The following is a 24,715-nucleotide window of genomic DNA, read 5'->3' as shown; positions in this document are numbered from 1 at the left end:
AGCACAGGCAGCACCAGACCAGAGAAGCCGCCAACGGGCTCGTCTACTCACCGGACTTCGAGACGGTAGCCGTGGGCTCCAATCCTGAAACCTTGGGGCGCATGATCGAGTACGGCGGAACGCTCTGCTCGGTCGGGTTCGCCCACACCGACAACACCTGGAGGTTCGGCCACTCGCCGATGAACGACGCAGGGATTGCCGAGCTGCGTGCCCTCCTGACGTCTCGTGGGTACCAGTCCACCCCGTCTGCGGACGGCGATGTATTCTGCGTTTCCTACGATCTCGGCGACGACTGCTTCCTCCTCGGCGGATCAGGAGTGTTCTGGTCGACCGACGCGTCGGTGCTGCCCGACCTGGTGGCCGCCCTACGCAATTCCTGACCCGTCTGCGATGACGGAGCCTGTGAATCGGTTCCGAGTGCGGGAGAAGGGACTTGAACCCTCACGCCTTGCGGCACAGGAACCTAAATCCTGCGTGTATACCAATTTCACCACTCCCGCGAGCGGATCAAGTGTAGCCGGGGCGGTCGGCGCGGTCAGTGTCGACCCAGCCGTCAGCGGGGCCGCCTGATGCGGCGAACGACCACCCCCACCGGGCCCGACGCGAGCAGCACGAGGAGCGCCCACAGGTTGATGGCCGGCACGAGCACGCCCACGACGAGCGCGACGATGAACAGCGCGGTCGAGATCGTGCTGCCCGCGACGGACCCCTCGCCGATCGGATTGTCGGCCGATTCGACCCGCGGATTCGCGCGCACCGAGTAGTCGATCGTGGTGAGCGTCAGGCTGTTGAGCGTCATGGTTCCGATATAGATGCCGACGGCGAGCGGGGTGGCGTCGAACTCGCTGATGATCGCGGTCGGCAGCGGAAGCACCACTATGGTCAGCGTCCAGAGCAGGGAGAGCACCAGCAGCCGCGGTGTGTATGCAGCGACGTGCTCGAAGATGGCGTGGTGGGCGACCCAGAGCCTCGCGATGACCACGAAGCTGATGATGAAGCTGACGAAGAGCGGGCGGATCTCACCGAGGAATTCGCCGAGCGCGGCATCCATTGCTGCATCGTTCGACGCCGCTGTGGTCGCCGACTCTGCCACCGCCTCGACCAGCGGCAGGATCAGCAGCGTGATGGCGATCGCCGCCACGGCGTCGGTGAAGAACACGAGCCGCTCGAGGCCCCGCGGCGTACCCGTTCGCTCCGTGCCCATCCGCTCCGTGCCCATCCGCACACGGTAACGATGCATCACGCCGGGGTCACCGGCCAGAGTGTGGATAACTCGGGTCGCCGATCCCGCCCCCGACGCACCATGGGGCCATGGCCACCCCGCTCTCGTTCATCACCGACCAGGTGCGCCAACGCGTGCGGCTCGACGGGGTCGATCTCGGCGGCGACCAGGCCCTCGCCCGCCGGTACGTGCGCGACGAGGTGCAGCGCTACAGCGAGCGGGCGCTCGGCGGGGCGATGCCGATGCTCGGCGACGAGACGGTGGCCGAGCACCAGATCATCGCGACCATCACCGGGTTCGGGGTACTGCAGCCGTTCCTCGACGACCCCGAGATCGAGGAGATCTGGATCAACGGGCCCGACAGGGTGTTCGTCGCGCGCAGCGGGGTTGCGGAGCTCACCGACACCAGGGTCACGGCCACCGAGATCCGGGACCTGGTCGAACGGATGCTGCAGTCCTCGGGTCGCCGCGTCGACCTCAGTTCCCCGTTCGTCGACGCCTCCCTGCCTGACGGCTCCCGGCTTCATTGCGTGATCCCCGACGTGACCAGGTTCTGGTCGGTCAATATCCGCAAGTTCTCCCGCCGCATCAAGCACCTCGAGCACCTCGTCGCCCTGGGCACGCTGACCCGGCAGTCCGCGCGATTCCTGCGGGCGAGCGTTCTCGCCGGGCAGAACATCCTTGTCTCCGGGTCGACGCAGAGCGGCAAGACCACCATGCTCAACGCCCTGCTGTCGTCGGCGCCGCCGGGCGAGCGCATCGTGACCGTCGAGGAGACCTTCGAGCTCGACCTGTCGGCGCCGGACACCGTCGCCATGCAGTGCCGGCAACCCAGCCTGGAGGGAACCGGCGAGGTCACGCTGCGGCGGCTCATCAAGGAGGCCCTGCGGATGCGCCCCGACCGGCTCGTGGTGGGGGAGGTGCGCGAGGCCGAATCGCTCGACCTCCTCATCGCGCTCAACAGTGGTCTGCCCGGCATGTGCTCGATCCACGCCAACAGCGCCCGAGACGCGCTGGTCAAGTTGTCGACCCTGCCGCTGCTGGCCGGGCGCAACATCGACTCCGCGTTCGTGGTGCCGACGGTCGCCTCGGTCATCGACATCGTGGTGTTCTGCGAACTCCAGCACGACGGCCATCGCCGTGTCACCGAGATCCTCGCGACGTCGGGATCTGTCGCCGGATCTGTCGTCGAAGCCAGCACGATCTTCGCCGTGCGCAACGGGGTCATCGCGGCCACCGGAAGCTACCCCGCCAAGACCGCGGGCTACCGCCGCCGGGGCATCGACCTGCCCTCGCTGCTGTCGAGGGACTGACCGTGGTTCTCGCGCTCGGCTGCGTGCTCGGCATCGGCCTGCTCCTCGCCGTCTCGCCGTTCCTCTGGCCGCGGCCGACGGCCGGAGCCGGGCCATCGAGACTCGCGACCCTCGCGAGAGACCGGCTCACCCAGGCCGGCCTGCACTCGGTGACGCTGCCCACCCTCGTCGTCGTGTCGCTGGTCGCTGGTCTGGCGACGACGGCGCTCGCGTTCGCGCTGGTGCCCGTCACCGCGCTCGCCGCGTGCGCGGGGGCGGCCGGCGTGCTGCTGCCGGCACTCGTCATCCGTTCCCAGGCCCGCAGCCGGCGCCGCGTGAACCGGGCGGTGTGGCCAGACATCGTCGACCACCTGCTCTCGGCGGTGCGGGCGGGGATGGCGCTGCCCGACAGCGTCTCTGCCCTCGCGCACACCGGGCCGGCCTCGGTGCGCCGCGAGTTCGCCTCGTTCGAGTGCGACTACCGCGCGACCGGCAACTTCGGCCTGTCGCTCGACAACCTCAAGGACCGCCTCGCCGATCCGGTCGCCGACCGGGTGCTCGAGACGATGCGCATGTCACGCGAGGTCGGCGGCAGCGAACTGACCACGGTGCTGCGCAACCTCGCCGTGTACCTCCGCCAGGACTCCGCGGTGCGCGCCGAGGTCGAGGCGCGCCAGTCGTGGGTGCTCAACGCGGCCAGGCTCGGGGTCGCCGCGCCGTGGATCATCCTCGCGCTGCTCTCGACCCGGCCGGAGGCGGCGACCGCCTACAACTCCGCGACCGGCGTCGCCCTGATCGTCGGCGGCCTCGTCGTCAGCGTGATCGCCTACCGCGTGATGCTCGGCATCGGGCGGATGCCGGAGGAGCAGCGATGGTTCCGGTGACCTCCCTCGTCGCGTGGGGTGCGTTCTGCGGCGTGCTCCTCGGGTTCGGCCTGTGGTCGCTCGTGAGCCTCATCCCGCTGTTCAACCGACCGAGGCTGCAGTACCGGGTGGCGCCCTATCTCATCGACATCTCGGCGGGCGCCCGCGACCTGCTGGCCCGCCGCGCGGTCAACCCGCTGCCCGTCGTCGGCACTGTGCTCGGGCCCATCACCCACCGGCTGCTGACCCTGCTCGGAGGTGCGCTGGGGGACACGGATGCCACGCGCGTGCGCCTGCGGCAGGCCGGATCGACCTCGAGCATCGAGGAATTCCGCTCCCGCCAGCTCCTCTGGGGCATCAGCGGACTCGGCATCGGAACGCTCGTCGCCGTCGCCGTGTCGCGTGCCCAATCGGTATCGGTCATCGTGCAGTGCGGCATCGTGCTGGTCTGCGGCATCGGCGGCGTCTACCTCCGCGACTACCTGCTCAAGCGCGTCGCCACGGCGAGGGTCGCGCGCGTGACCGACGAACTGCCGACGGTGCTCGAGTTCCTCACCCTCAGCCTCTCGGCGGGGGAGGGCATCCTCGACGCCATCCGCCGCGTCTCCCGGGTGTGCGTCGGGGAGCTCGCGGTCGAACTCGCACACACCGTCGCCGCCGTCAACACCGGGGTGCCGTTCGGTGATTCGCTGAATCGACTGGCGAACGACCTGCGCGTCGCCCCGCTCTCGCGCGCGATCGACCAGATCGTCGGCGCACTGGAGCGCGGCACCCCGCTCGCCGACGTACTCCGCGCGCAGGCGCAGGACGCCCGCGACGAGGCGAAGCGTGCCCTGCTCGAGACGGCCGGAAAGAAGGAGGTCGCCATGCTCGTGCCCCTGGTCTTCCTCATCCTGCCACTGACCGTGATCTTCGCGATCTACCCGGGCGTCTACGTGCTGCAGCTCGGCTTCTGACACCCCACATGGCGCCCGTCCCTGACCCCACCGCCCGAACCCACCACCCGAACCCACCACCCGAACCCGAACCCACCACCCGAAAGGACCAGCACCATGGATGCATCGCTCTCCGCCCGCATCACCTCGCCGTCACCGCGGCACCGCATCGACCACCGCAGCACCCGGTTCGGCGACGACCGCGGCGACGTGCCCGGCTGGGTGTTGATCACTCTGATGACCGCGGGCCTCGTGCTCGTGATCTGGGCCGTCGCGGGCCCCGCCCTCAGCGGCGTCTTCGAGCAGGCGATCGCCCGCGTCTCCGGACTCTGATGACGCGACTGGGCAGGCGGCACGGGCGGCCCCGCGACGGGCGGCGAGCAGCGCAGTCCTGCCCGCCAGCGGGACGACCGATGGGACGGCCGGCGGGACGCCCGCCGGGCTGGCCCGATGATCGCGGCTCGTCCACGGCCGAGTTCACGCTGGTCGCCGCCCTGCTCACGGTGCTCACCCTCTCGGTACTGCAACTGGGACTCGCCCTCCACATTCGCAATACGACGCTGGATGCCGCGGCAGAGGGCGCCCGCGTCGCAGCCCTCGCCGACAACGGCCTCGCAGACGGCGCCGAGCGCACCCGTGACCTGCTCCGCACTGCCCTCGGCTCGACCTACGCGGGCGACGTGAGCGCCACCAGGGGCGACTACCTCGGCATGCCGTCCGTCGCGGTCACCGTGCGTGCGCCCCTTCCCGTGCTGGGACTCGTGGGCGTCGAGGGCGGGCTGGAGGTGACCGGGCATGCCGTCGTCGAGGAGGTGGGATGACGCGCGCGACGAGCGCGGGTCCGCGTCGCTCGAGTTCCTGACCACGGGCATGGTGCTACTGCTGCCCATCGTGTACCTCGTGCTCGTGGCATCCGCGATCCAGGGCGGAGCGCTCGCGGTGGAGGGCGCAGCGCGGCAGGCGGCACGGGTGTTCGTGCAGTCGGAGGACGCCGCGGCGGCACAGGCGGCAGCGCAGCGGGCGGTCGACGTGACGCTCGCCGACTACGGGCTGGAGGATGCGGCATCCATCGTCGAGATCGAATGCAGCACGGGGGAGTGCCTCGCCCGGCGCGGGTCAGTGACCGTGACCGTGCGGGTCACCGTGCCGCTGCCGCTCGTGCCCCCGGTGCTCGACCTCGGCGGGGCGGTCGCCGTTCCGCTGCAGTCGTCGGCTACCCAGCAGGTGTCGCGATTCTGGGGGTCGGGATGAGCGGGCAGGTGGGGCCGACCGAGCGGGCGGCGCGGGACGACACCGGCTCCACCCTCGTGCTCACGATCTTCTACGGGTTCCTGTCACTCGCGCTGATCCTGCTGGTCATCGCGGCGACGTCGCTCTACCTCGAACGCAAGCGCCTGTTCACGCTCGCCGACGGTGCCGCACTGGTCGGCGCGGAGGCGTTCGACCTCGACGACGTCACGGTGACCGAGACGGGCGTGCGTGCCGAGCTCGATTCGGTGGATGTCGCGGCCGCCGTCGGCTCGTACATCGACGCCGCAGCAGCGGGCGACTTCGATTCCCTCGTCATCGAGCGTGCCGAGAGCCCGGACGGCCGAAGCGCCACCGTGCAGCTGTCGTCGTACTGGCGGCCGCCGGTGCTCGGCATCATCGCGCCGGAGGGCGTGCGAGTCGAGGTGACCGCGGTCGCCAGGGCGGTCATCGGGTGAGGGCGGGCCATGCCGCCGCGCGCAGCCCTACAGCTTCGAGCGGGGCACGTATCGCGGCAGGTACCGCAGCAGCACGCCGGCGCCGACGATGCCCAGCACGCCCATCACGCCGCTCGCGATCGCGATCGACGACACCGCGGTCACCCCGGCGATGAGGAGCGGGGCGCTCGCCCCGCCCAGGTCACCGGTGAACCGCCACGCGCCGAGGAACGGTGCGGGGTTCCGGCGGTCGGCGAGGTCGGCGCCCATCGTCATCAGCAGGCCGCTGCCGAGCCCGTTCGCCACGGCGAGCACCATGGCGACCGCGATGAACCAGGTGACATTGCCCGGCAGGTCGTGGCTGGTGGCGAGCAGCAGGTGGCCGGCGCCAAGCCCGATCATCGACGGCAGGGCGGTCCAGAGCCGGCCGTACCTGTCCATGATCTGGCCGCTGACGTAGAACAGCGCGAAGTCGATGCCCCCGGCGATGCCGATGATGAGCGCGGTCTCCGAGCCGCCGAGGCCGATGCTGACCGCCCACAGCGGCACGATGACCGAGCGGCTCGCCCGCAGCGCCCCGACCAGTGCCGCCCCCATGCCGAGCCGGGCGAGCACGCCGCGGTTGGCGCGCAGGGTCGCGAACAGTCCGAGCCGAGGTGCGGGAGTGGATGCGGCGGCAGCCGCTGATCCGTCAGCCGACAGGTCGCCCGCGGCCGTCGACGGCGAGCCGCCCCCACCGGTGACGCGGGGCCCGAACGTCGCGGACGGGTCGCGCATCAGCAGCAGGGTGGCGGCGGCGCCGAGGCATCCAATCACGTGAATGAGGAACACCGCGGAGGTCGACCCGGTCAGCAGGATGACGCCGGCCGCGAGGAAGGGGCCGATGAACAGGCCGAGCCGGAACGTTCCGCCGAGGGTCGACAGCGCCCTGGCACGGTAGGCGAGGGGCACGAAGGTGGTCATGAACGCGTGCCTGGCGAGCGCGAAGACCGCGGTCGCGATGCCGATCACGAGCACCGCCGCGCCGAGCACCCACTCATTGGGAGCGATGGTCGCCCCGGTCAGCGCGATCACGGCGATGAACGCCGCGCCGATCATCGCGGCGCGCTCGCCGACCCTGCTGATCAGCCAGCCGCTGGGTACGTCGCCGATCAGCTGCCCGACCATGAGCATTGCGGCGATCAAGCCGGCGACCGCGAGGCTCGCGTCGAGGCGGTCGGCGACGATGGGAATGACCGGGATGATGGCGCCCTCGCCGATCGAGAAGAGCAGGGTGGGCAGGAGCGCCGGGAGAGCGATCCCACGCCAGCGGAATGGGGGCTCTTCGGTGGTCATCGGTTCGATGCTACCCGCGGGCGGAAGGCAGCCAGACGCGCGGCGGTAGGCTGTAGCCGCCATGACCGACCTTGACATCTCCGACCAGATCGCCGCCCTCCAGTCGACTTTCGCCGATATCCGCTCGGTGATCGACGTCGAGCGACTCGAATCCGACATCGCCGAGCTGAGCGAGCAGGCGGGGGAGCCCAACCTGTGGGACGACCCCGACGCCGCGCAGAAGATCACCAGCGCACTGAGCCACCGCCAGTCCGAACTCGCGAAGCTCACCAGCATCGAATCGCGCCTCGACGACCTCGCCGTTCTGGTGCAGCTCGCGAACGAGGCCGACGACGACGACTCGGCCACCGAGGCGGTCGACGAGCTCGCCAGTATCCAGAAGGTGCTCGGCGACCTCGAGGTGCAGACCCTGCTCAATGGGGAATGGGATGCCAGGGCTGCCGTCATCACGATCCGCGCCGGCGCTGGTGGGGTCGACGCCGCCGACTTCGCCGAGATGCTGCAGCGCATGTACCTGCGCTGGGCTGAGCAGCACGACTACTCCACGACCGTGCTCGACACGAGCTACGCCGAGGAGGCCGGGATAAAGTCGACCACCATCGAGGTCGACTCGCCGTATGCCTTCGGCACCCTCAGCGTCGAGGCCGGAACCCACCGCCTGGTGCGGATGAGCCCGTTCAACTCGGCGGGCAAGCGGCAGACCAGCTTCGCGGCGGTCGAGGTCGTTCCGCTGATCGAGCAGACCGATGTCATCGACGTGCCGGAGAACGACATCAGGGTCGACGTGTTCCGCTCGTCGGGACCGGGTGGGCAGTCGGTCAACACGACCGACTCCGCCGTGCGTATCACGCACCTCCCGACCGGCATCGTGGTCAGCTGCCAGAACGAGAAGAGCCAGATCCAGAACCGCGCGGCAGCCCTGCGGGTGCTGCAGTCCCGACTGCTCGTGCTGCAGCGGGAAGAGGAGGCGGCACAGAAGAAGGAACTCGCCGGTGTCATCACGGCGAGCTGGGGCGACCAGATGCGGTCATACGTGCTGGCGCCCTACCAGATGGTCAAGGACCTGCGCACGGAATACGAGGTCAACAACCCCTCGAACGTGTTCGACGGAGACCTCGACGGGTTCATCAACGCCGGCATCAAGTGGCGTAAGCGCGACAAGGAATAGAACGGTAAATCGGCCCGCAACGGCCGCGCTGCGCAGGCTATGAATGCGCTGGGGGCGGCCTGTCGGTACCTGACGGTACCCGGGCCCTCGTAGGCTCGGGTGGTCATGATTCGGTTCGATGAAGTCAGCAAGCTCTATGCGGGTACCGCGAGACCCGCCCTCAACGCGGTGACGCTCGAGATCCTGAAGGGCGAATTCGTCTTCCTGGTCGGGGCATCCGGGTCGGGAAAGTCGAGCTTCCTCCGCCTCGTGCTGAAGGAGGAGAACCCCTCCAAGGGGCGCATCCACGTGCTCGGCAACGACCTCAGTCGGCTGTCGCACCGCAAGGTGCCGTTCTTCCGCCGCAACCTCGGCGTGGTGTTCCAGGACTTCCGCCTCCTGCCGCAGAAGGACGTCTTCGCGAACGTCGCGTTCTCGCTCGAGGTGATCGGCAAGAGCAAGGGCTTCATCCAGGAGGCCGTTCCCGATGTGCTCAAGATGGTCGGCCTCGCTGGCAAGGCGTCCCGGCTGCCGCACGAGCTCTCCGGTGGAGAGCAGCAGCGCGTCGCCATCGCCAGGGCCATCGTCAACCGGCCGGCGATCCTGCTGGCCGATGAACCGACCGGTAACCTCGATCCGCTCACCAGCGCGGGCATCATGACCCTGCTCGAGCGGATCTCGCTGAGCGGAACCACCGTCATCATGGCCACCCACGACGCCGGCATCGTCGACCAGATGCAGCGCCGCGTGATCGAGCTGGTCAGTGGCCAGGTCGTGCGCGACGAACGGCAGGGCGGGTACCAGACCCAGGCCGTTCCCACGCTCGGCGAGACCGTCGACGGCACGGTATCGAACCCGGTCACCAAGGGGGCAGCACAGTGAGGTTCGGCCTGATCATGTCGGAGGTCGCTGGCGGCCTGCGGCGCAACATCTCGATGGTGGTCTCGGTGGTGCTCGTCACCTTCATCTCGCTGACCTTCGTGGGGGCCGCCATCCTGCTCCAGGCGCAGATCGGCCAGATGAAGGGCTACTGGTACGACCGGGCACAGGTGGCGGTGTACTTCTGCACCTCGGCCTCCGAGATCGGCAATTGCAACCTGACCGAGGCTACCGACGAGCAGAAGGACGCAGTAGAAGACCAGCTGGCGTCGCCCGCCCTCGCCTCGCTCATCAACGACTACGAGTTCGAGAGCCACGAGCAGGCATACGACCGGTATGTCGAGCAGTTCTCCGACAGCGAGTTCTCCGACTTCGTCTCACCCGAGTTCCTCAACGAGGCGTTCTGGGTCAACCTCAACGACCCGACCCAGTCCGACGCGCTCGTCGAGAGCCTGTCGGGGCTCGCCGGGGTGGAGGAGGTGCAGGACCAACGGCGCTACCTCGACCCGATCTTCGCGGCCCTCAACGCCGCGAGCTACACGGCCATCGGCATCGCCAGCCTGATGCTCGTCGCGGCCGTGCTGCTCATCGCCACCACCATCCGGCTGTCCGCGTTCTCCCGGCGGCGGGAACTCGGCATCATGCGCCTGGTCGGCGCATCGAACCGGTTCATCCAGACGCCCTTCATCCTCGAGGGAGTGATCTCCGCGCTGATCGGCTCGGTGCTGGCGGCCCTCGCGGTGATCGCCATCGTGCGGTTCTTCGTGATCGACTACCTCGGCTCGACCCTGCAGACCACGACGGCCTACATCGGCATCACCGAGGCCCTGCTGGTGGCGCCCGTGCTGCTGGTCATCGGTGCGCTGCTCGCTGCGGCGTCTGCCGGCGTGGCGATCAACCGCTACCTCAAGGTCTGATCGAGCCAAGGCGGCGCTGCCCGGCCGAGCTCCGGGCATGCCCCGGCCGTGACGCGCAGGCTCCGTCGGATATGATCGAAGGCTGCTCGCGCAACAGTGCGGTTCCGCAGCACCCGCGAGCAGTACGACGGAGAGTGAAATGCCCAAGGAGCGTGGCCAGAAGGTCGTCGCCAGCAACCGCAAGGCGCGCCACGACTACACGATCGAGGACACCTACGAGGCGGGACTCGTGCTCACCGGCACCGAGGTCAAGTCACTGCGGGCCGGGCGTGCGTCGCTGATCGACGGGTACGCGTTCGTCGAGTACGGCGAGGCGTGGCTCGACGCCGTGCACATCCCCGAGTACAACGAGGGCACCTGGAACAACCACCCGCCCCGTCGCAAGCGCAAGCTGCTGCTGCACAAGCAGCAGATCCTCAAGATCCACAACAAGATCAAGGAGGGCGGGTACACGATCGTGCCGCTCTCGATCTATTTCCTCGACGGCCGGGCCAAGGTCGAGATCGCCGTCGCGAAGGGCAAGCGCGAATACGACAAGCGGCAGACGCTGCGCGAACGCCAGGACAAGCGCGAGGCCGACCGGGCCATGGGCGCCCGCCGTAACCTCGGCGACTGATTCCTGCGGCACCGCTTCGAGTATGCCGACCTGGTAGTGGAGCGCAGGCATCCATCGTAAGATAGAGGGCTGCACCGCGAGGTGCGGCGATTGACAACTCAACAGCGCGTGACTGCCACCACTCCGAGCGGGTGCACATGGGGATGATCGGTTTCGACATTGCCTGCGCAACTGTGAGAAGCGGGTCGAGGACACCGGGTTAACTCGTAAACGATCCCGGTAAAACATAAGTGCCAAATCAAACAGCACTGTCTCAGCCAAGGCTGACTTCGCCCTCGCGGCGTAGTCTCTCCTAGCTACTACAGAGACCGTCAGTCCGGGAATGCTCTCTACCCGGCCACTGGCGTAATTTAGAGAGATTGCTGCTGTGTTGTGTCGTAGGGCACAGCGGGACTCGAACTACGGCTGGGCTTGTCGGAATAGGTGCCAGTGGCAAATTCCGGAGCCGAGTAGAACGTCTGCACTGGCTACACCCGTAGAAGGCACAGGACCACAGCAGTGGACGGGGGTTCAATTCCCCCCATCTCCACCACGTCGGTCAGTCACGCGCTGTTGAGTTCCTCCCTATCCATGCGGTCGCGCGTGTGGTCGGTCATACTTGCAGTGCCGGTCCGGCATTGCCGGCTGGCATGGGAGTGTGGCGGTAATCCCGGTGGGTGGCTCCTACCGGGCGAGGGGGTTTCGATGCGCAAGTCCTTGCGCTCTGCGTGGGCGGGAGAGGTTCCGCCCCGTGCGCCGCGCGCGCCCGCTATCCGCACGCCGGCTCCGCGCGAAGTGCCGCCAGAGCCCGCGGCTGCAGCACCCGCCGCGTCGCGCCAGAAGGCCGCTGCTCCAGAAGAGCCGGTGTCGGATGCCACGGAGCGGGGCACCGTCGAGCGAGCGACCCAGGAGGGGCTGCTGATCGCCAAGTCGGCGCTCACGATGGACGTCAAGAACCACATCATCCTCCGCGCGCTGCGCGACGACGCCCGTTTCGACCGTGACGAACTCGCCGAGTACGTTCGCACGGAGCTCGGGCTCCTCTCCGAGCGCCACGTCGGGTACGCGCGCCGCATGGACCACATCGGCGAGGTCGCGGGCAAGGCGCGCGGCCCGCAGTCCCACGGGCACGACTACCGCAAGGGCGACCAGCGGGCCCTGCGCAACCGCGCCGTGGTGTACCGCAGCCTCGCCGTTCAGCTGGAGCGGCTGCGCTGCGACGACGACCTGGTCAGCGACGTCATCGAGACCGCGCGCCTGAAGGCGTGGGAGGAGATCGGCTCGGTCATCAAGACCCGGCTCGACTGGTACCGCGGTACCCCGCCGGATCCCGACTATGCCAGCCAGCGCGGCATCCGTATCGCCGACCTCAAGATGATCGACATCTTCGCCCTCACCGTCGCGCCGAAGCGCCGCAGGTAGCGGAACGCACCCCGGTTGGGCGGGGTGCTGCGGGTCAGCGGTCGCCGGCCACGATCTCGAGCACGCGGTCGTGAAGCAGCCCGTTGGTCGCGATCGCCGAACCGCCCCACGGGCCCGATGCGCCGTCGGCCGAGCTGAACCGCCCACCGGCCTCCTCGACGATGGGCACCAGCGCGGCCATGTCGTAGGGCTTGAGGTCGAATTCGCCGGCGATGTCGACGAGCCCGTCGGCGACCATCATGTACGACCACATGTCGCCGTAGGCGCGGGTGCGCCACACCTCGCGCGAGAGGGTGGTGAGCTGGTCGAGCCGACCCTCGTCGTCCCAGCCCTTGAGGCTGTTGTAGCTGAGCGACGCGTCGGCCAGCTCGGTGACGCCGGAGACGAAGATGCGGCGCTCGCTCCTCTCGCTCTGCGAGACGTATTCGCTCGTCCACGCACCCTGGCCGGTGGCCGCCCACCAGCGCTGGCGCAGGGCGGGGGCACTCACCACGCCGACCACCGGCACGCCGTCGATCGCCAGCGAGATCAGCGTCGCCCACACCGGGATACCGCGCACGTAGTTGGCCGTGCCGTCGATGGGGTCGATGATCCACTGTCGCCTGCCGGCCGCGCCCACGCTGCCCGCGGCCACCGCATCGCCCCCGAACTCCTCGCCCAGGATGGAGTCGCCGGGCCGCGAGTCGGCGAGGCCACCTCGGATGGCCGCCTCGACCGCTTTGTCGGCGTCGGTGACGTGCGTCATGTCGGGCTTCATGGTGACCAGCAGGTCGTTGGCCCTGAACCGGTCGATCGCGATCGAGTCGGCCATGTCGGCGAGCTCACGGGCCAGGAGGAGGTCGGATTGCAGGCTGTACTCGGTCACCCGTCCAGAGTACTGGGCGTCCGGGTCACGCCAGGGCGGTGAGCAGGCGCTGCAGGGAGTCGAGCCGCAGCCGCCCGATCTCGCCCAGCTCGCCTGCACCGACCCGCTCGATGATGGCGCAATCCGGGGCATCCGGCAGGTGCGTGCACCCGCGCGGACAGTCGGCGGCGATCGCGGCGAGGTCGGTGAACGAGCGCAGGATGTTGTCGGGGTTGACGTGCCCGAGCCCGAAGCTGCGCACGCCCGGGGTATCGATGATCCAGCCGTCGCCGATACGCAGCGACACCGTCGACGACGAGGTGTGGCGACCCCGCCCGGTGACGGCGTTCACCCGGCCGATCGCGCGGTTCGCCTCGGGCACGAGGGCGTTCACGAGCGTCGACTTGCCCACCCCGGAGTGGCCGACCGCCACCGTCGAGTGCCCGCTCATCAGCGCGGTGAGCCTTTCGATGGGCCACTCGTTCTCGGCGCTCTCGACGACGGCGATGTCGAGGCCGGCGAAGTTCGCGAGGAACGGCGCGGGGTCAACGAGGTCGGTCTTGGTGATGCAGAGGATCGGGGTGATGCCGGCGTCGAACGCGGCGACCAGGTAGCGGTCGACCAGACGGGGCCGGGGCTCCGGGTTCGCGGCGGCCACGACGATGAGCATCTGGTCGGCGTTGGCGACGATGATGCGCTCGACCTCGTCGCTGTCGTCGGCGCTGCGACGCAGGAGGGTCTTGCGTTCCTGGATGCGCACGATGCGGGAGAGCGTTCCGTCGTCGCCGCTGGTGTCGCCGACCAGGTCGACGAGGTCACCGGTGACCACGGGCTGCTTGCGCAGTTCGCTCGCCCTCGATGCGATCGCCTCGTGCTCGTCGGGGTCGCCCGCGTTCACCAGCACGGCGTAGCGGCCGCGGTCGACCGTGAGCACCCGGCCGGTCACCGCGTCGAGGTGCTCCGGCCGGGTCTTGGTCCTCGCGCGGTTGCCCTTGGGGTTCGGCCGGTTCCTGGCCTCGTAGTCGGCGTACTTGTCGTCATCATCGTCGATGTCGTCGGGAAGCCAGCTCACGTCAGAAGATGCCGAGGGGATCGACCCTCGTTGCCGGCGCTGCGCCCACGGTGTGGCGCCACAGCTCGGCGAATTCCGGCATCGTCTTGTCGGTGGCGGCGATGTCGTCGATCAGCACCCCGGGCACCGCGAGCCCGATGATGGCCCCGGCGTGCGCCATCCGGTGGTCGTCCCATGCCCGCCACGGACCACCGACGAGCGGGCGCGGTTCGACGTGCAGGCCGTCGGGCAGTTCGGTGACCTCGCCGCCGAGCGCGTTGATGTTCTGGGCGAGCGCTGCGAGGCGGTCGGTCTCGTGCCCGCGCAGGTGGCCGATGCCGGTGATGGTGCTCGCGCCGTCGGCGAGGGCGGCGAGGGCCACCAGCGCCGGTGCGAGCTCCCCGCCCAGGCTCAGGTCGAGGTCGATCCCCGGCAGCGACCGGCCACCGGCAACGCCCTCGTGACCGTCGACGGTCAGCACGCCGCCCGAGCGGGTCATGGTCGCACCCCACCGCTGCAGCAGCGCCTCGAGGTGTGCGCCGACCTGGGTGGTCTGTTCGGGCCAGCGCGGGATGGCGACGGTGCCGCCCGCCACGAGCGCCGCGATCATGAACGGCGCCGCGTTCGACAGGTCGGGTTCGATGACCACGTCGAGTGCCGCGATGCTGCCTGGCGACACCACCCAGCGCCCCGGCTCTGGCGAATCCACGGTGACGCCGCGCGCCCGCAGGGCTGCGACCGTCATGTCGATGTGCGGCATGCTCGGCAGCGTTTCCCCCTCGTGGCGGAGGTCGAGTCCGCGGCGAAAGCGCGGGGCCGACAGCAGCAAGCCGGAGACGAACTGGCTCGACGCCGACGCATCGATGGTGAGCTCCCCGCCGTCGACCTTCCCGGTGCCGTACAGGCTGAAGGGCAGGGCGCCGCGACCGTCGTCGGAGACGTCGACGCCCAGCGCGCGGAGCGAGTCGATGGTCGTGCGCATCGGTCGCCGGCGTGCGGCGGCGTCGCCGTCGAACGCGACCGGTCCGAGCGCGAGGGATGCCACGGGGGGAAGGAACCGCATGACGGTGCCGGCGAGGCCGCAGTCGACGGAGGTGCCACCGGTGAGCTCGCCCGGCGTGACGACGAGGTCGGGACCGTACGTTCCGTCGTCACCCTCGGCGATGCCCGTGCCGAGGCTGCGCAGGGCTTCGACCATGAGCGAGGAATCGCGCGAGCGTAGCGGCGAGAACAGCGTGGACGGGCTATTCGCGAGGGCGGCGAGCACCAGTTCGCGGTTGGTCAGCGACTTGGACCCCGGCAGCTCGACCACCGCGGAGAGGGACCCGGATGCCACGGGAGCCGCCCACGGGCCGGGGTCGCTCACGGCCTGCCGCTCGTCATCGCCGTAGGGGCTGAACTCGGGTCCGGAATACCTGAATATCTGCATTGGTTACAGGGTAGCGAGGAATCAAGGAAGGGCGGGAGCCGTAGTGCAGTCAGTACTGGAGCGACCATCGCTACACCGCGGGTCGCGGGTGGAGGGCGAAGTAGACTTGCGCTCGATGAGCACCCCCACTGAAGACCCGCACACCGTCGGCGCGGCCGACCCCGAGGCAGCCGGCGCCGACCCGGTCGACCCGGAGGCAGCGGCCGCAGAGAAGCGCGCGCTGTTCGAGTCGCAGGCGATCCCGTTCATGGACCAGCTCTACGGCGCGGCGCTGCGCATGACGCGCAACCCGGCAGACGCGGCCGACCTGGTTCAGGAGACGTTCGTCAAGGCGTTCGCCGCCTTCGCGCAGTACCAGCAGGGCACGAACCTCAAGGCGTGGCTCTACCGCATCCTCACCAACACGTTCATCAACACTTACCGCAAGAAGCAGCGTGACCCCTACCAGGGCACGATCGACGATCTCGAGGACTGGCAGATCGGCGGGGCCGAGTCGGTCACCCAGGGTCGCTCTACTCGGTCCGCCGAGGCCGAGGCGATCGATCACCTGCCGGACAGCGCGGTCAAGGACGCCCTGCAGTCCATTCCAGAGGACTTCCGGTTGGCGGTCTATTTCGCCGACGTGGAGGGCTTCTCCTACCAGGAGATAGCCGACATTATGAAGACGCCGGTGGGCACCGTGATGAGCCGGCTGCACAGGGGCAGACGGATGCTGCGCGGCATGCTCGCCGACTATGCAGGTGACCGCGGACTGAGCACGTCCGCGAAAGGACAGACGAAATGACTGACTGCGGTTGCGACAAGGCCAAGGCCGAGCTCGAGGAATACCTGCACGACGAACTGCAGGCCACCGATGCCGAAGACATAGCCGAGCACATCAAGAACTGCACGTCATGCGACAGCGAGCACCACGTCGGGGTCGTGCTGACCCAGGCGGTGCAGCGCGCGTGCAAGGAGACCGCACCCGAGGTGCTGCGCGACCAGGTACTCGCCCGCATCCGCGAGATGCAGTCGCACTAGATGCACTGGCGCCCCCGGCGCTACGCACCACCCAGGGCTTCCAGCCCCCACGAACTGCCGGCCGCGGTGAGCAATCCCGCGGCCGGCTTTCGAGTTTTCCGGCCGGTTACCGGACGGTCAGTGCGCGGTCGATGATGTCGGCCTGCTCCTGGGCGCTGCGCTTGGTGGATCCGGTGGCGGGGGATGCCGCTGACGCGCGTGAAACCACAGAGATCGTGCGGCCCTTCAGATGACGCGCGAGCTCGAGTGACACGAACGGCCACGCGCCCTGGTTCTCCGGCTCTTCCTGTGCCCAGACCAGCTGCGCCTCGGGGTACCTGGCCAGCACCGCCTGCAGCTGCTCCATCGGAAGCGGGTAGTACTGCTCGAGGCGCACGAGCGCGATGCTGTCGATGTCGCGCTTCTGCACCTCGGCGGCGAGGTCGTAGTGGATCTTGCCCGCGTGCAGCACGACCCTCTTCACCGCCGACGGGTCGGTCACGGTGGCGTCGTCGAGCACGGGCTCGAACTTGCCCGACGTGAAGTCGGCCTGCTCGCTGGTGGCCCCGCGCAGGCGCAGCATGGCCTTGGGCGTGAACACGATGAGCGGACGACGGGGCCTGGCGTATGCCTGGCGGCGCAGCAGGTGGAAGTACGATGCCGGGGTGGACGGACGGGCGACCGTCATGTTGTCTTCGGCGCACATCTGCAGGAACCGCTCGATCCTCGCCGACGAGTGGTCGGGTCCCTGGCCCTCGTAGCCGTGGGGGAGGAGGAGCACGACGCTGGAGCGCTGGCCCCACTTCTGCTCGGCGCTGGAGATGAACTCGTCGATGACGGTCTGCGCACCGTTGGCGAAGTCACCGAACTGGGCCTCCCACAGCACGAGGGCGTCGGCGCGTTCCACCGAGTAGCCGTACTCGAAGCCCATGGTGGCGTACTCGCTCAGCAGGGAGTCGTAGATCCAGAACTTGGCCTGTCCGTCGCTGAGGTTCGCGAGCGGCAGCCATTCCTGGCCGTTCTGGCGGTCGTGCAGCACCGCATGGCGCTGCACGAACGTTCCGCGGCGGGTGTCCTGTCCGGCCATGCGCACCGGGGTGCCCTCGGTGAGCAGCGACCCGAGTGCCAGCAGTTCGGCGAAGCCCCAGTCGACGCCCCCGTTGCGGCTCATATCGACCCGCTTCTTGAGCAGGGCCTGCAGCTTGGGATGCACCGAGAAGCCCTCTGGCGGGTTGGCGTGCGCGTCACCGATCATCTCGATCACGCTCGCATCCACCCCCGTCGTCTCGGGCTCTCCGGTGGCGTCGTCGCGCTGCGAGTCGGGACGCTCGAGGTCGGCCACCGCGTTGTCGTCCTGCACCACGATCGGCATCGACGCGGTCTGCGCCGCGTGGGTTTCGGCGAACGCGCGCTCGAGGCGGTCCTGGAAGTCGGCGTGCGCCGCTTCGTACTCGGCCTCGGTGATGTCGCCGCGACCGACGAGCGCGTCGGCGTACAGCGAACGTACCGAGCGCTTGGCCTCGATGAGGTTGTACATCAGCGGCTGGGTCATCGACGGGTCGTCGCCCTCGTTGTGGCCGCGGCGGCGGTAGCAGACGAGGTCGACCACGACGTCGCGGTGGAACTGCTGGCGGTAGGCGAACGCGAGCTCCGCGACGCGCGTGACGGCCTCGGGGTCGTCGCCGTTCACGTGGAAGATCGGGGCCTGGATGGTCTTCGCCACGTCGGTGGAGTAGATCGACGAGCGACCCTCGCCGGGGGGAGTGGTGAACCCGACCTGGTTGTTGACGACCATGTGGATGGTTCCGCCGGTGCGGTATCCGCGCAGCTGGGACATCTGCAGGATCTCGACGACGATGCCCTGGCCGGCCATCGCCGCGTCGCCGTGCACCATCACCGGGAGGACCTGGAACGTGCCGATGGCCTTGCGGTCCTGCTTGGCGCGCACGATTCCCTCGAGCACGCCGTCTACGGCCTCGAGGTGCGAGGGGTTCGCGGCGAGGTAGACCGGGATCTGGTCGCCGGTCGAGCCGGTGAAGGTGCCCTCGGTACCGAGGTGGTACTTGACGTCGCCGGAGCCCTGAACCGTGCGAGGATCCTGCGTGCCCTCGAACTCGCGGAAGATCTGGCCGTAGGTCTTGCCCGCGATGTTGGTCAGCACGTTGAGGCGGCCGCGGTGGGCCATGCCGATCGCGACTTCTTCGAGTCCCGCCTCGGCTGCGCCCTGCAGCAGTGCATCGAGCATCGCGATGGTGGATTCGCCGCCCTCGAGGCTGAAGCGCTTCTGCCCGACGTACTTGGTCTGCAGGAACGTCTCGAAGGCCTCCGCCTCGTTGAGCTTGCCGAGCACGCGCATCTGCGCATCGTGCGACGGCTTGGAGTAGGGCTTCTCGACGTGGTTCTGGATCCAGCGACGCTGTTCCGGATCCTGGATGTGCATGTACTCGATACCGATGGTGCGGCAGTAGGAGTCGCGCAGCACGCCGAGGATGTCGCGCAGCAGGGCGGAGCGTCGTCCGCCGAAGCCGCCGGTCACGAATTCGCGGTCGAGATCCCAGAAGGTCAGGCCGTGGCTCGTGATCTCGAGGTCGGGGTGCGACCGCTGGCGGTACTCGAGCGGGTCGATATCAGCCATCAGGTGGCCGCGAACCCGGAACGAGTTGATCAGCTCCTGCACCCTGGCGGTCTTGCTGACCTGGTCGGCGAGGTCGACGTGGATGTCGGACGCCCAGTGGATGGGGTCGTAGGGGATGCGGAGGGCGGAGAAGATGCCCTCGTAGAAGCCGCGCTGCCCGATGAGCAGTTCGTGAACCTTCTTGAGGAATTCACCGGACCCCGCGCCCTGGATGACCCGGTGGTCGTAGGTCGAGGTGAGGGTGATCGTCTTGCCGATGCCGAGGTCGGCGAGGGTGGTCTGCGACATGCCCTGGAACTCGGCCGGGTACTCGAGGGCTCCGGCGCCGACGATGCAGCCCTGCCCCTTCATGAGGCGAGGCACGGAGTGCTCGGTTCCGATGCCACCGGGGTTGGTGAGCGAGATGGTGGTGCCGGCGAAGTCGCCCGCGGCGAGCTTGTTGGCCCTGGCCTTCTTGACGAGTGCCTCGTACTCGGCTACGAAGTCGCCGAAGCCCATGGTCTCGGTCTTCTTGATGCCGGGCACCAGCAGTGCACGGGTTCCGTCGGGCTTCGGCATGTCGATCGCGAGGCCGAGGTTGATGTGGGCGGGGGCGACCACCGATGGCTTGCCGTCGACCTCGTCGTAGAAGACGTTCTGGCTCGGGAAGTCCTTGATCGCCTGCACGATCGCCCAGCCGATGATGTGGGTGAACGACACCTTGCCGCCGCGTGCGCGTTTGAGGTGGTTGTTGATGACGATGCGGTTGTCGATCATCAGCTTGGCGGGGATGGTGCGAACGCTCGTCGCGGTCGGAACCGTGAGGCTGGCATCCATGTTGGTCGCGAGGCTCTTCGCCATGCCGCGGAGCGGCGAGACGACGCTGGCGTCCTCGGCGGGCGGCTCGGTGGCCTGGGCCTTCGGCTTCGCGTCGGACTTGGGGATCTCGGCGGGGATCGGCTGCGCCTTGGCCTGGATCGAGGTGGTGCGGGCGACCGGCTGCGAACCGGTCTTGGTCGAGGGAGCGACGGCCGCGACATCCACCTGTCCGGCCTCCGACTCGACCTCGACGGGAATCTGCGGCTCCTGGTCTGCGGTGTCCTTGGCGTCGGCGACCTTCTCGGCCGACGGCTCGGCTGGAGTGTGCGATTCGGGCTCCGCGGTCTTCGGCGTCGCGGAGGCTGCGGACGGCGCAGGCGTTCCGGTCGCGGGCTCCTGCGACGCAGGCGTCTCGTCGCCGCCGGGGTGGTAGCTCTCGAGGATGGGCCACCACGAGCTGTCAACCGAGTTCTTGTCGGCCACGTACCGCTCGTACATCTCGTCGACGAGCCACTCGTTGGCCCCGAAAGAGTTGGCGGAATTGTCGTCCGAATCGATTCCGGTCACTTGGCTAGACACGGCCTATCGCCCACTCTCATTGTGTTCTGTGCAGAAGCTGTGTTGTCTCCGCTGGCAACACTCCCTTCAAGCTTAATCACTTTCCCGGCGGCGGGGAGACCCGGGGAGGCAGGGGCTAGCGTGAAAGCCATGGAGTTCTACGGCGCCGCGCCCTCTCACGACCTCACCTATTCCGATGTGTTCCTGGTTCCCAGCCGGTCTGACGTGCGCAGTCGATTGGATGTCTCGCTCGCGCCGGGCGACGGCACGCCCCTCACCACGCCGATCGTCTCCGCCAACATGAACTCCGTCACGGGCCCGCGCCTCGCCGCCACCCTCGCCAGGCGGGGTGGACTGGGCGTGCTGCCGCAGGACATGCAACGGGACGAGCTCGCCGATGCGATCCGCTGGGTCAAGGCGCAGCCGGTGGCGTTCGACTCCGCCGTCGTGCTGCACCCAGACCAGCTCGTCGCCGATGCGCGGCGCCGGCTGCCGAACGGGCCGGGGCTCGGGATCGTGCTCGTCGACGGGGGTGGCGACTACGTTGGGGGTGTCGCGTCCGACCGCCTGGCGCACGCGCTGCCGGACGCGCGCCTCGGCGACCTGCTGCGGGGCGCTGACACCGCGATCGAATCCGACAGCGTCGCGTCGGGGCGGGCCGCGTTCGACCTGATGGTCGCCCGCGACGTGGACTTCGTGCCGGTGCTGCACCGGGGTGCGCTCGTCGGAACGCTGAGCCGCACCAGCGCGCTGCGATCCACGCTGTACGCCCCGGCGGTCGACGGATCCGGCCGTTTGACGGTCGGCGCGGCGGTGGGCGTCAACGGAGACATCGCGGGCAAGGCACGCGCCCTCGTCGAGGCGGGCGTCGACGTGCTCGTGATCGACACGGCGCACGGGCACCAGCACGCCATGCTGCGCGCGATCGAGACCGTCGCGAACCTCGGCCTGGGCATTCCGATCGTCGCGGGCAACGTCGTCTCGAGGAGCGGGGTCGACGACCTGGTCTCGGCGGGGGCCTCCATCATCAAGGTCGGCGTCGGGCCAGGCGCCATGTGCACGACCCGCATGATGACCGCGGTCGGCCGGCCGCAGTTCTCCGCGGTGCTCGAGACCGCCGACGCCGCCAGGGAGCGCGGCGCCCACGTGTGGGCAGACGGGGGAGTGCGCTACCCACGCGACGTCGCCCTCGCCCTCGCCGCCGGGGCATCCGCGGTGATGGTGGGGTCGTGGTTCGCCGGCACCATCGAGTCGCCGGGCGAGCTCGAGACCGACGAGAACGGTCAGCTGTTCAAGCAGAGCTGGGGGATGGCATCCACCAAGGCGGTGCACGGCCGGTTCGACCGCCTCGACGCGTTCGACCTCGCCCGCAAGACCCTGTTCGCCGAGGGAATCTCGGCGTCGAAGGTCTACCTCGACCCGCTTCGGCCGTCGGTAGAAGACCTGCTCGACATGATCACCGCTGGCCTGCGCTCGTCGTTCAGCTACGCGGGTGCGGCGACGCTCGGGCAGTTCCACGAGCGGGCGCTCGTCGGCATCCAGTCGGCTGCGGGCTACGAGGAGGGCAAGCCGGTTCCGGTGCGGGTGTGACGGGGGTGGGCAATGGGGATGCGCCTGCAGCGAATCCCACCCGTCGCGGCGCGGGAGCGAAGCTAAGCTAGCCCGATAATGGACGACCCTCCCTCCGCACGCGTGCTCCTGACAGTTCCCGCCCGGCGCCTCCGGTGAACGACTTCGTGCTCCTGGGGATCGGGATCATCCTCACCGTCGGCACCGGCCTGTTCGTCGCATCCGAATTCGCCCTCGTCAACCTCGATCGCTCAGACCTGGAGGCCAGGCAGGCCAGGGGCGAGAAGCGCCTCACCATCACCATCGCGGCGCTGCGGATCACCTCGACCCACCTCTCCAGCGCGCAGCTCGGCATCACCCTCACCACGCTGCTCACCGGGTACACCCTCGAGCCGGCGTTCAGCGCATTCCTCGAGCCGCCGCTGTCGAACCTGGGGATTCCCGAGACGGCGACGAGCGTGGTGGCCACCATCGTCGCCGTGACCATCGCGACCCTGCTGTCGATGATCATCGGCGAACTCGTACCCAAGAACTTCGCGCTGGCCCTTCCCCGGCAGACCGCCAAGCTCGTCATGCCGTTCCAGGTCGGGTTCACCATGGTCTTCCGGCCGGCGGTGGCGCTGCTGAACAACTCGGCGAACGTCATCATCCGCTCGCTGGGCATCGAGCCCAAGGAGGAGCTGTCGTCGGCGCGCACCGCAGACGAGCTCACCTCGCTGCTGCGCCGGTCGGCAATCGAGGGCAGCCTCGCCGAGAACACCGCGACCCTGCTGCAGCGCACCCTCGCATTCAGCGAGCACATCGCGGGCGACGTGATGACGCCGAGGCCCCGCGTCTCGAGCATCGACCGCACCTCGACTGCCCACGACGTCGTCGACCTCGCGCGAAAGACCGGGCTTTCCCGGTTCCCGGTGATCGACGACACCGTCGACGACGTGGTCGGCCTCGTGCACGTCAAGCAGGCCCTCGCTGTCGCACGTGAGCACCGCCGCGCTGTACCGGTATCCGATCTCCAGTCGGAGGCGCTGCGCGTACCCGAGACCATGAAGCTCGACACCCTGCTCGGCGAGCTGCGGCAGAGTGGCTACCAGATGGCCATCGTGGTCGACGAGTACGGCGGAACCGCGGGCGTGGTGACCCTCGAGGACCTGGTCGAAGAACTCGTCGGCGAGGTGGCAGACGAGCACGACCTCACCGGGGCCGGCGTCGTGCGCTCGCGGGACTGGCTCACCTTTCCCGGCAGCCTCCGCCCCGACGAGCTGCTCGAACGGGCAGACGTCGTGGTGCCGGAGGACGGCCCGTACGAGACGGTCGGCGGCTTCATCATGAGCGTTCTCGGCCGCCTGCCCGTCGTCGGCGACTCGGTCACGGTCGATGCCGGCACCTTCCGCGTCGAGCGGCTCGACGGCCGACGCATCGACCGGGCGCGGTTCACCCCGCGCCGCGATGACGACGCCACGGTGGAGAAGACGGTGATGACGTGAACGACGTGATGGGAATCGTCTGGCTCGTCGTGCTGCTGGCCGTCAACGCGTTCTTCGTCGGCGCGGAGTTCGCCGTGATCTCGGCGAAGCGCTCGCAGATCGAGCCGCGGGCGCTTGCGGGCAGCCGCGCGGCCAAGAGAGCGCTCTACGCCATGGAGCACGCCACCCTCATGCTCGCGACCAGCCAGCTCGGCATCACGGTGTGCTCGCTGCTCATCCTGAACGTCTCGGAACCCGCCATCCATCACCTGCTCGAGATTCCGCTCGAGCTGACCGGCCTCTCACCCGAGATCGTCGGAACGGTGGCGTTCATCATCGCCCTGGTGCTCGTGTCGTTCCTGCACGTGGTGTTCGGCGAGATGGTACCCAAGAACCTGTCGTTCTCGGTACCCGACCGGGCGGCCCTGCTGCTCGCGCCGCCGCTCGTGATGGTGTCGACCGTGTTCCGCCCGATCATCGTCAGCCTCAACGCGATCGCCAACGGGGTGCTGCGCCTGTTCGGCGTCGAGCCGAAGAACGAGGCGACGAGCGCGTTCACTGTCGACGAGGTCGCCACCATCATCGCGACCTCCAAGAAGGAGGGCGTGCTCTCCGACGAGAACGGGCAGCTCAACGCGGCATTCGAGTTCACCGAGAAGAAGGTGCGCGACGTCGCCGTGCCCATGGCCGACCTCGAGTGCCTGTCGGAGGCGGCGACGCCAGAGGACGTCGAGCGCGCGGTCGGCCTGCACGGGTACTCCCGGTACGTGCTCGTCGACGACGACCACGAGCCGACCGGTTACCTGCACCTCAAGGACGTGCTCGACCTCGAGGAGGTCGGCGAATACGGCGACCCCGTTCCGCCCCGCCGCATCCGCCGCCTCATCTCGGTCGCCGAGGAGACCGACCTCGAGAACGCGCTCGCCGCGATGCGACGCTCGGGGGCACACCTCGCACGGGTACTGAGCGCCACCGGAACCACGACCGGCGTGCTGTTCCTCGAGGACATCGTCGAGGAGCTCGTCGGCGAAGTGCAGGACGCCACCCGGCGCCACTGAGCGGAGACCGCCCCGGCGT

Annotated in this window: 24 protein-coding genes, 1 tRNA gene and 1 other RNA gene; 19 read left to right on the top strand and 7 right to left on the bottom strand. The window is 68.8% G+C overall.

Features of this window, described 5'->3' with window-relative positions; genetic code table 11:
- Nucleotides 1-101 precede the first annotated feature (101 nt).
- Entirely contained in the window at nt 102-380 is a 279-nt protein-coding gene (locus G5S38_RS01995) for a hypothetical protein (protein ID WP_165063674.1), read from the top strand.
- 38 nt (nt 381-418) lie between these two features.
- On the opposite strand, the gene G5S38_RS01990 is transcribed toward G5S38_RS01995, so the two are convergent.
- Nucleotides 419-500, bottom strand: a tRNA-Leu gene (locus G5S38_RS01990).
- A 53-nt stretch (nt 501-553) separates the two neighbouring features.
- Nucleotides 554-1,219, bottom strand: coding sequence for a TMEM175 family protein (locus tag G5S38_RS01985; RefSeq protein ID WP_165063672.1), 666 nt, complete (start codon nt 1,217-1,219; stop codon nt 554-556).
- Between the two features lie 92 nt (nt 1,220-1,311).
- On the opposite strand from G5S38_RS01985, the gene G5S38_RS01980 reads away from it, so the two are divergent.
- The 7 genes from G5S38_RS01980 to G5S38_RS01950 all read left to right on the top strand — a co-directional run bounded on the left by G5S38_RS01980 (nt 1,312) and on the right by G5S38_RS01950 (nt 6,018).
- Complete coding sequence (locus G5S38_RS01980; protein ID WP_165063670.1) at nt 1,312-2,535, top strand: CpaF family protein; 1,224 nt, start codon at nt 1,312-1,314, stop codon at nt 2,533-2,535.
- Between the two features lie 2 nt (nt 2,536-2,537).
- A complete protein-coding gene (locus tag G5S38_RS01975) occupies nt 2,538-3,398 on the top strand; it encodes a type II secretion system F family protein (RefSeq protein WP_165063668.1) in 861 nt (286 codons plus the stop codon).
- Complete coding sequence (locus G5S38_RS01970) at nt 3,386-4,333, top strand: type II secretion system F family protein (RefSeq protein ID WP_165063666.1); 948 nt, start codon at nt 3,386-3,388, stop codon at nt 4,331-4,333. Before G5S38_RS01975 ends, G5S38_RS01970 begins: the two co-directional genes overlap by 13 nt.
- A 96-nt stretch (nt 4,334-4,429) precedes the next feature.
- The gene (locus tag G5S38_RS01965; protein ID WP_165063529.1) at nt 4,430-4,645 is read left to right on the top strand and encodes a hypothetical protein; all 216 of its coding nucleotides are present in this window, start codon (nt 4,430-4,432) and stop codon (nt 4,643-4,645) included.
- Between the two features lie 80 nt (nt 4,646-4,725).
- Nucleotides 4,726-5,133: a TadE/TadG family type IV pilus assembly protein gene (locus tag G5S38_RS01960; RefSeq protein WP_165063664.1), complete on the top strand. Its 408-nt coding sequence runs from the start codon at nt 4,726-4,728 to the stop codon at nt 5,131-5,133.
- Nucleotides 5,108-5,563: a hypothetical protein gene (locus G5S38_RS01955; protein ID WP_165063662.1), complete on the top strand. Its 456-nt coding sequence runs from the start codon at nt 5,108-5,110 to the stop codon at nt 5,561-5,563. Before G5S38_RS01960 ends, G5S38_RS01955 begins: the two co-directional genes overlap by 26 nt.
- Complete coding sequence (locus tag G5S38_RS01950; protein WP_165063660.1) at nt 5,560-6,018, top strand: pilus assembly protein TadG-related protein; 459 nt, start codon at nt 5,560-5,562, stop codon at nt 6,016-6,018. The genes G5S38_RS01955 and G5S38_RS01950 overlap by 4 nt, the downstream gene beginning before the upstream one ends.
- 27 nt (nt 6,019-6,045) lie before the next feature.
- Here G5S38_RS01950 and G5S38_RS01945 read toward each other — a convergent pair whose 3' ends face one another.
- Nucleotides 6,046-7,332, bottom strand: coding sequence for an MFS transporter (locus G5S38_RS01945; protein WP_165063658.1), 1,287 nt, complete (start codon nt 7,330-7,332; stop codon nt 6,046-6,048).
- A 61-nt stretch (nt 7,333-7,393) separates the two neighbouring features.
- Here G5S38_RS01945 and prfB point away from each other — a divergent pair, with 61 nt between their 5' ends.
- From prfB to G5S38_RS01915, 6 genes are all read left to right on the top strand, one after another.
- The gene (gene prfB, locus G5S38_RS01940) at nt 7,394-8,500 is read left to right on the top strand and encodes a peptide chain release factor 2 (RefSeq protein WP_165063656.1); all 1,107 of its coding nucleotides are present in this window, start codon (nt 7,394-7,396) and stop codon (nt 8,498-8,500) included.
- 105 nt (nt 8,501-8,605) lie between these two features.
- Nucleotides 8,606-9,361 carry a cell division ATP-binding protein FtsE gene (gene ftsE / locus G5S38_RS01935; protein ID WP_165063654.1) on the top strand — a complete coding sequence of 252 codons (756 nt, stop codon included), beginning with the start codon at nt 8,606-8,608 and terminating at the stop codon, nt 9,359-9,361.
- On the top strand, nt 9,358-10,275 hold the full coding sequence (gene ftsX, locus G5S38_RS01930) for a permease-like cell division protein FtsX (RefSeq protein WP_165063652.1): 918 nt from the start codon (nt 9,358-9,360) through the stop codon (nt 10,273-10,275). Before ftsE ends, ftsX begins: the two co-directional genes overlap by 4 nt.
- A gap of 139 nt (nt 10,276-10,414) precedes the next feature.
- Nucleotides 10,415-10,891, top strand: coding sequence for an SsrA-binding protein SmpB (smpB, locus tag G5S38_RS01925; RefSeq protein ID WP_165063649.1), 477 nt, complete (start codon nt 10,415-10,417; stop codon nt 10,889-10,891).
- 139 nt (nt 10,892-11,030) lie between these two features.
- Nucleotides 11,031-11,423: a transfer-messenger RNA gene (ssrA, locus tag G5S38_RS01920) on the top strand.
- Nucleotides 11,424-11,575: 152 nt separating this feature from the next.
- Nucleotides 11,576-12,292: a hypothetical protein gene (locus G5S38_RS01915; protein ID WP_165063647.1), complete on the top strand. Its 717-nt coding sequence runs from the start codon at nt 11,576-11,578 to the stop codon at nt 12,290-12,292.
- A 34-nt stretch (nt 12,293-12,326) separates the two neighbouring features.
- Here the strand turns inward: G5S38_RS01915 and G5S38_RS01910 are convergent, their stop codons facing one another.
- The 3 genes from G5S38_RS01910 to aroA are packed head-to-tail and all read right to left on the bottom strand — an operon-like array spanning nt 12,327 to nt 15,616.
- Nucleotides 12,327-13,157 (bottom strand): inositol monophosphatase family protein, encoded by an 831-nt coding sequence (locus G5S38_RS01910; RefSeq protein ID WP_328796073.1) that lies wholly within the window; start codon nt 13,155-13,157, stop codon nt 12,327-12,329.
- A 25-nt stretch (nt 13,158-13,182) separates the two neighbouring features.
- Nucleotides 13,183-14,208 carry a ribosome small subunit-dependent GTPase A gene (rsgA, locus tag G5S38_RS01905; protein ID WP_165063643.1) on the bottom strand — a complete coding sequence of 342 codons (1,026 nt, stop codon included), beginning with the start codon at nt 14,206-14,208 and terminating at the stop codon, nt 13,183-13,185.
- A 1-nt stretch (nt 14,209) separates the two neighbouring features.
- A complete protein-coding gene (gene aroA / locus G5S38_RS01900; RefSeq protein WP_165063641.1) occupies nt 14,210-15,616 on the bottom strand; it encodes a 3-phosphoshikimate 1-carboxyvinyltransferase in 1,407 nt (468 codons plus the stop codon).
- A 115-nt stretch (nt 15,617-15,731) separates the two neighbouring features.
- On the opposite strand from aroA, the gene G5S38_RS01895 reads away from it, so the two are divergent.
- Nucleotides 15,732-16,400, top strand: a complete 669-nt coding sequence (locus G5S38_RS01895; protein WP_165063639.1) for a sigma-70 family RNA polymerase sigma factor — start codon at nt 15,732-15,734, stop codon at nt 16,398-16,400.
- Nucleotides 16,397-16,636: a zf-HC2 domain-containing protein gene (locus G5S38_RS01890; RefSeq protein ID WP_165063637.1), complete on the top strand. Its 240-nt coding sequence runs from the start codon at nt 16,397-16,399 to the stop codon at nt 16,634-16,636. Before G5S38_RS01895 ends, G5S38_RS01890 begins: the two co-directional genes overlap by 4 nt.
- Before the next feature lie 106 nt (nt 16,637-16,742).
- On the opposite strand, the gene G5S38_RS01885 is transcribed toward G5S38_RS01890, so the two are convergent.
- Nucleotides 16,743-20,627 (bottom strand): multifunctional oxoglutarate decarboxylase/oxoglutarate dehydrogenase thiamine pyrophosphate-binding subunit/dihydrolipoyllysine-residue succinyltransferase subunit, encoded by a 3,885-nt coding sequence (locus tag G5S38_RS01885; protein ID WP_165063635.1) that lies wholly within the window; start codon nt 20,625-20,627, stop codon nt 16,743-16,745.
- A gap of 129 nt (nt 20,628-20,756) precedes the next feature.
- Between G5S38_RS01885 and guaB1 the strand changes: the two genes are divergently transcribed.
- The 3 genes from guaB1 to G5S38_RS01870 all read left to right on the top strand — a co-directional run bounded on the left by guaB1 (nt 20,757) and on the right by G5S38_RS01870 (nt 24,696).
- Nucleotides 20,757-22,196 carry a GMP reductase gene (guaB1, locus tag G5S38_RS01880; RefSeq protein WP_165063633.1) on the top strand — a complete coding sequence of 480 codons (1,440 nt, stop codon included), beginning with the start codon at nt 20,757-20,759 and terminating at the stop codon, nt 22,194-22,196.
- Nucleotides 22,197-22,330: 134 nt separating this feature from the next.
- Complete coding sequence (locus G5S38_RS01875) at nt 22,331-23,659, top strand: hemolysin family protein (RefSeq protein ID WP_165063631.1); 1,329 nt, start codon at nt 22,331-22,333, stop codon at nt 23,657-23,659.
- An 8-nt stretch (nt 23,660-23,667) separates the two neighbouring features.
- Nucleotides 23,668-24,696: a hemolysin family protein gene (locus G5S38_RS01870; protein ID WP_165063922.1), complete on the top strand. Its 1,029-nt coding sequence runs from the start codon at nt 23,668-23,670 to the stop codon at nt 24,694-24,696.
- The last annotated feature ends 19 nt before the right edge of the window (nt 24,697-24,715 follow it).

Source organism: Marisediminicola senii, assembly GCF_011057645.1.
Taxonomy (GTDB): Bacteria; Actinomycetota; Actinomycetes; order Actinomycetales; family Microbacteriaceae; genus Marisediminicola; species Marisediminicola senii.
This window is presented reverse-complemented; position numbering and strand designations above follow the sequence as displayed.

Excerpts from the sequence above, each read along its gene's own strand:
- G5S38_RS01985 (WP_165063672.1), bottom strand. The coding sequence starts at position 1,219 with ATGGGCACGGAGCGGATGGGCACGGAGCGAACGGGTACGCCGCGGGGC.
- ftsE (WP_165063654.1), top strand. The coding sequence starts at position 8,606 with ATGATTCGGTTCGATGAAGTCAGCAAGCTCTATGCGGGTACCGCGAGA.
- G5S38_RS01890 (WP_165063637.1), top strand. The coding sequence starts at position 16,397 with ATGACTGACTGCGGTTGCGACAAGGCCAAGGCCGAGCTCGAGGAATAC.
- G5S38_RS01965 (WP_165063529.1), top strand. The coding sequence starts at position 4,430 with ATGGATGCATCGCTCTCCGCCCGCATCACCTCGCCGTCACCGCGGCAC.
- G5S38_RS01915 (WP_165063647.1), top strand. The coding sequence starts at position 11,576 with ATGCGCAAGTCCTTGCGCTCTGCGTGGGCGGGAGAGGTTCCGCCCCGT.
- G5S38_RS01970 (WP_165063666.1), top strand. The coding sequence starts at position 3,386 with ATGGTTCCGGTGACCTCCCTCGTCGCGTGGGGTGCGTTCTGCGGCGTG.
- guaB1 (WP_165063633.1), top strand. The coding sequence starts at position 20,757 with ATGGAGTTCTACGGCGCCGCGCCCTCTCACGACCTCACCTATTCCGAT.
- G5S38_RS01955 (WP_165063662.1), top strand. The coding sequence starts at position 5,108 with ATGCCGTCGTCGAGGAGGTGGGATGACGCGCGCGACGAGCGCGGGTCC.
- G5S38_RS01980 (WP_165063670.1), top strand. The coding sequence starts at position 1,312 with ATGGCCACCCCGCTCTCGTTCATCACCGACCAGGTGCGCCAACGCGTG.
- G5S38_RS01945 (WP_165063658.1), bottom strand. The coding sequence starts at position 7,332 with ATGACCACCGAAGAGCCCCCATTCCGCTGGCGTGGGATCGCTCTCCCG.
- G5S38_RS01950 (WP_165063660.1), top strand. The coding sequence starts at position 5,560 with ATGAGCGGGCAGGTGGGGCCGACCGAGCGGGCGGCGCGGGACGACACC.
- G5S38_RS01995 (WP_165063674.1), top strand. The coding sequence starts at position 102 with ATGATCGAGTACGGCGGAACGCTCTGCTCGGTCGGGTTCGCCCACACC.
- smpB (WP_165063649.1), top strand. The coding sequence starts at position 10,415 with ATGCCCAAGGAGCGTGGCCAGAAGGTCGTCGCCAGCAACCGCAAGGCG.
- G5S38_RS01870 (WP_165063922.1), top strand. The coding sequence starts at position 23,668 with ATGGGAATCGTCTGGCTCGTCGTGCTGCTGGCCGTCAACGCGTTCTTC.
- aroA (WP_165063641.1), bottom strand. The coding sequence starts at position 15,616 with ATGCAGATATTCAGGTATTCCGGACCCGAGTTCAGCCCCTACGGCGAT.
- G5S38_RS01960 (WP_165063664.1), top strand. The coding sequence starts at position 4,726 with ATGGGACGGCCGGCGGGACGCCCGCCGGGCTGGCCCGATGATCGCGGC.
- G5S38_RS01895 (WP_165063639.1), top strand. The coding sequence starts at position 15,732 with ATGAGCACCCCCACTGAAGACCCGCACACCGTCGGCGCGGCCGACCCC.
- prfB (WP_165063656.1), top strand. The coding sequence starts at position 7,394 with ATGACCGACCTTGACATCTCCGACCAGATCGCCGCCCTCCAGTCGACT.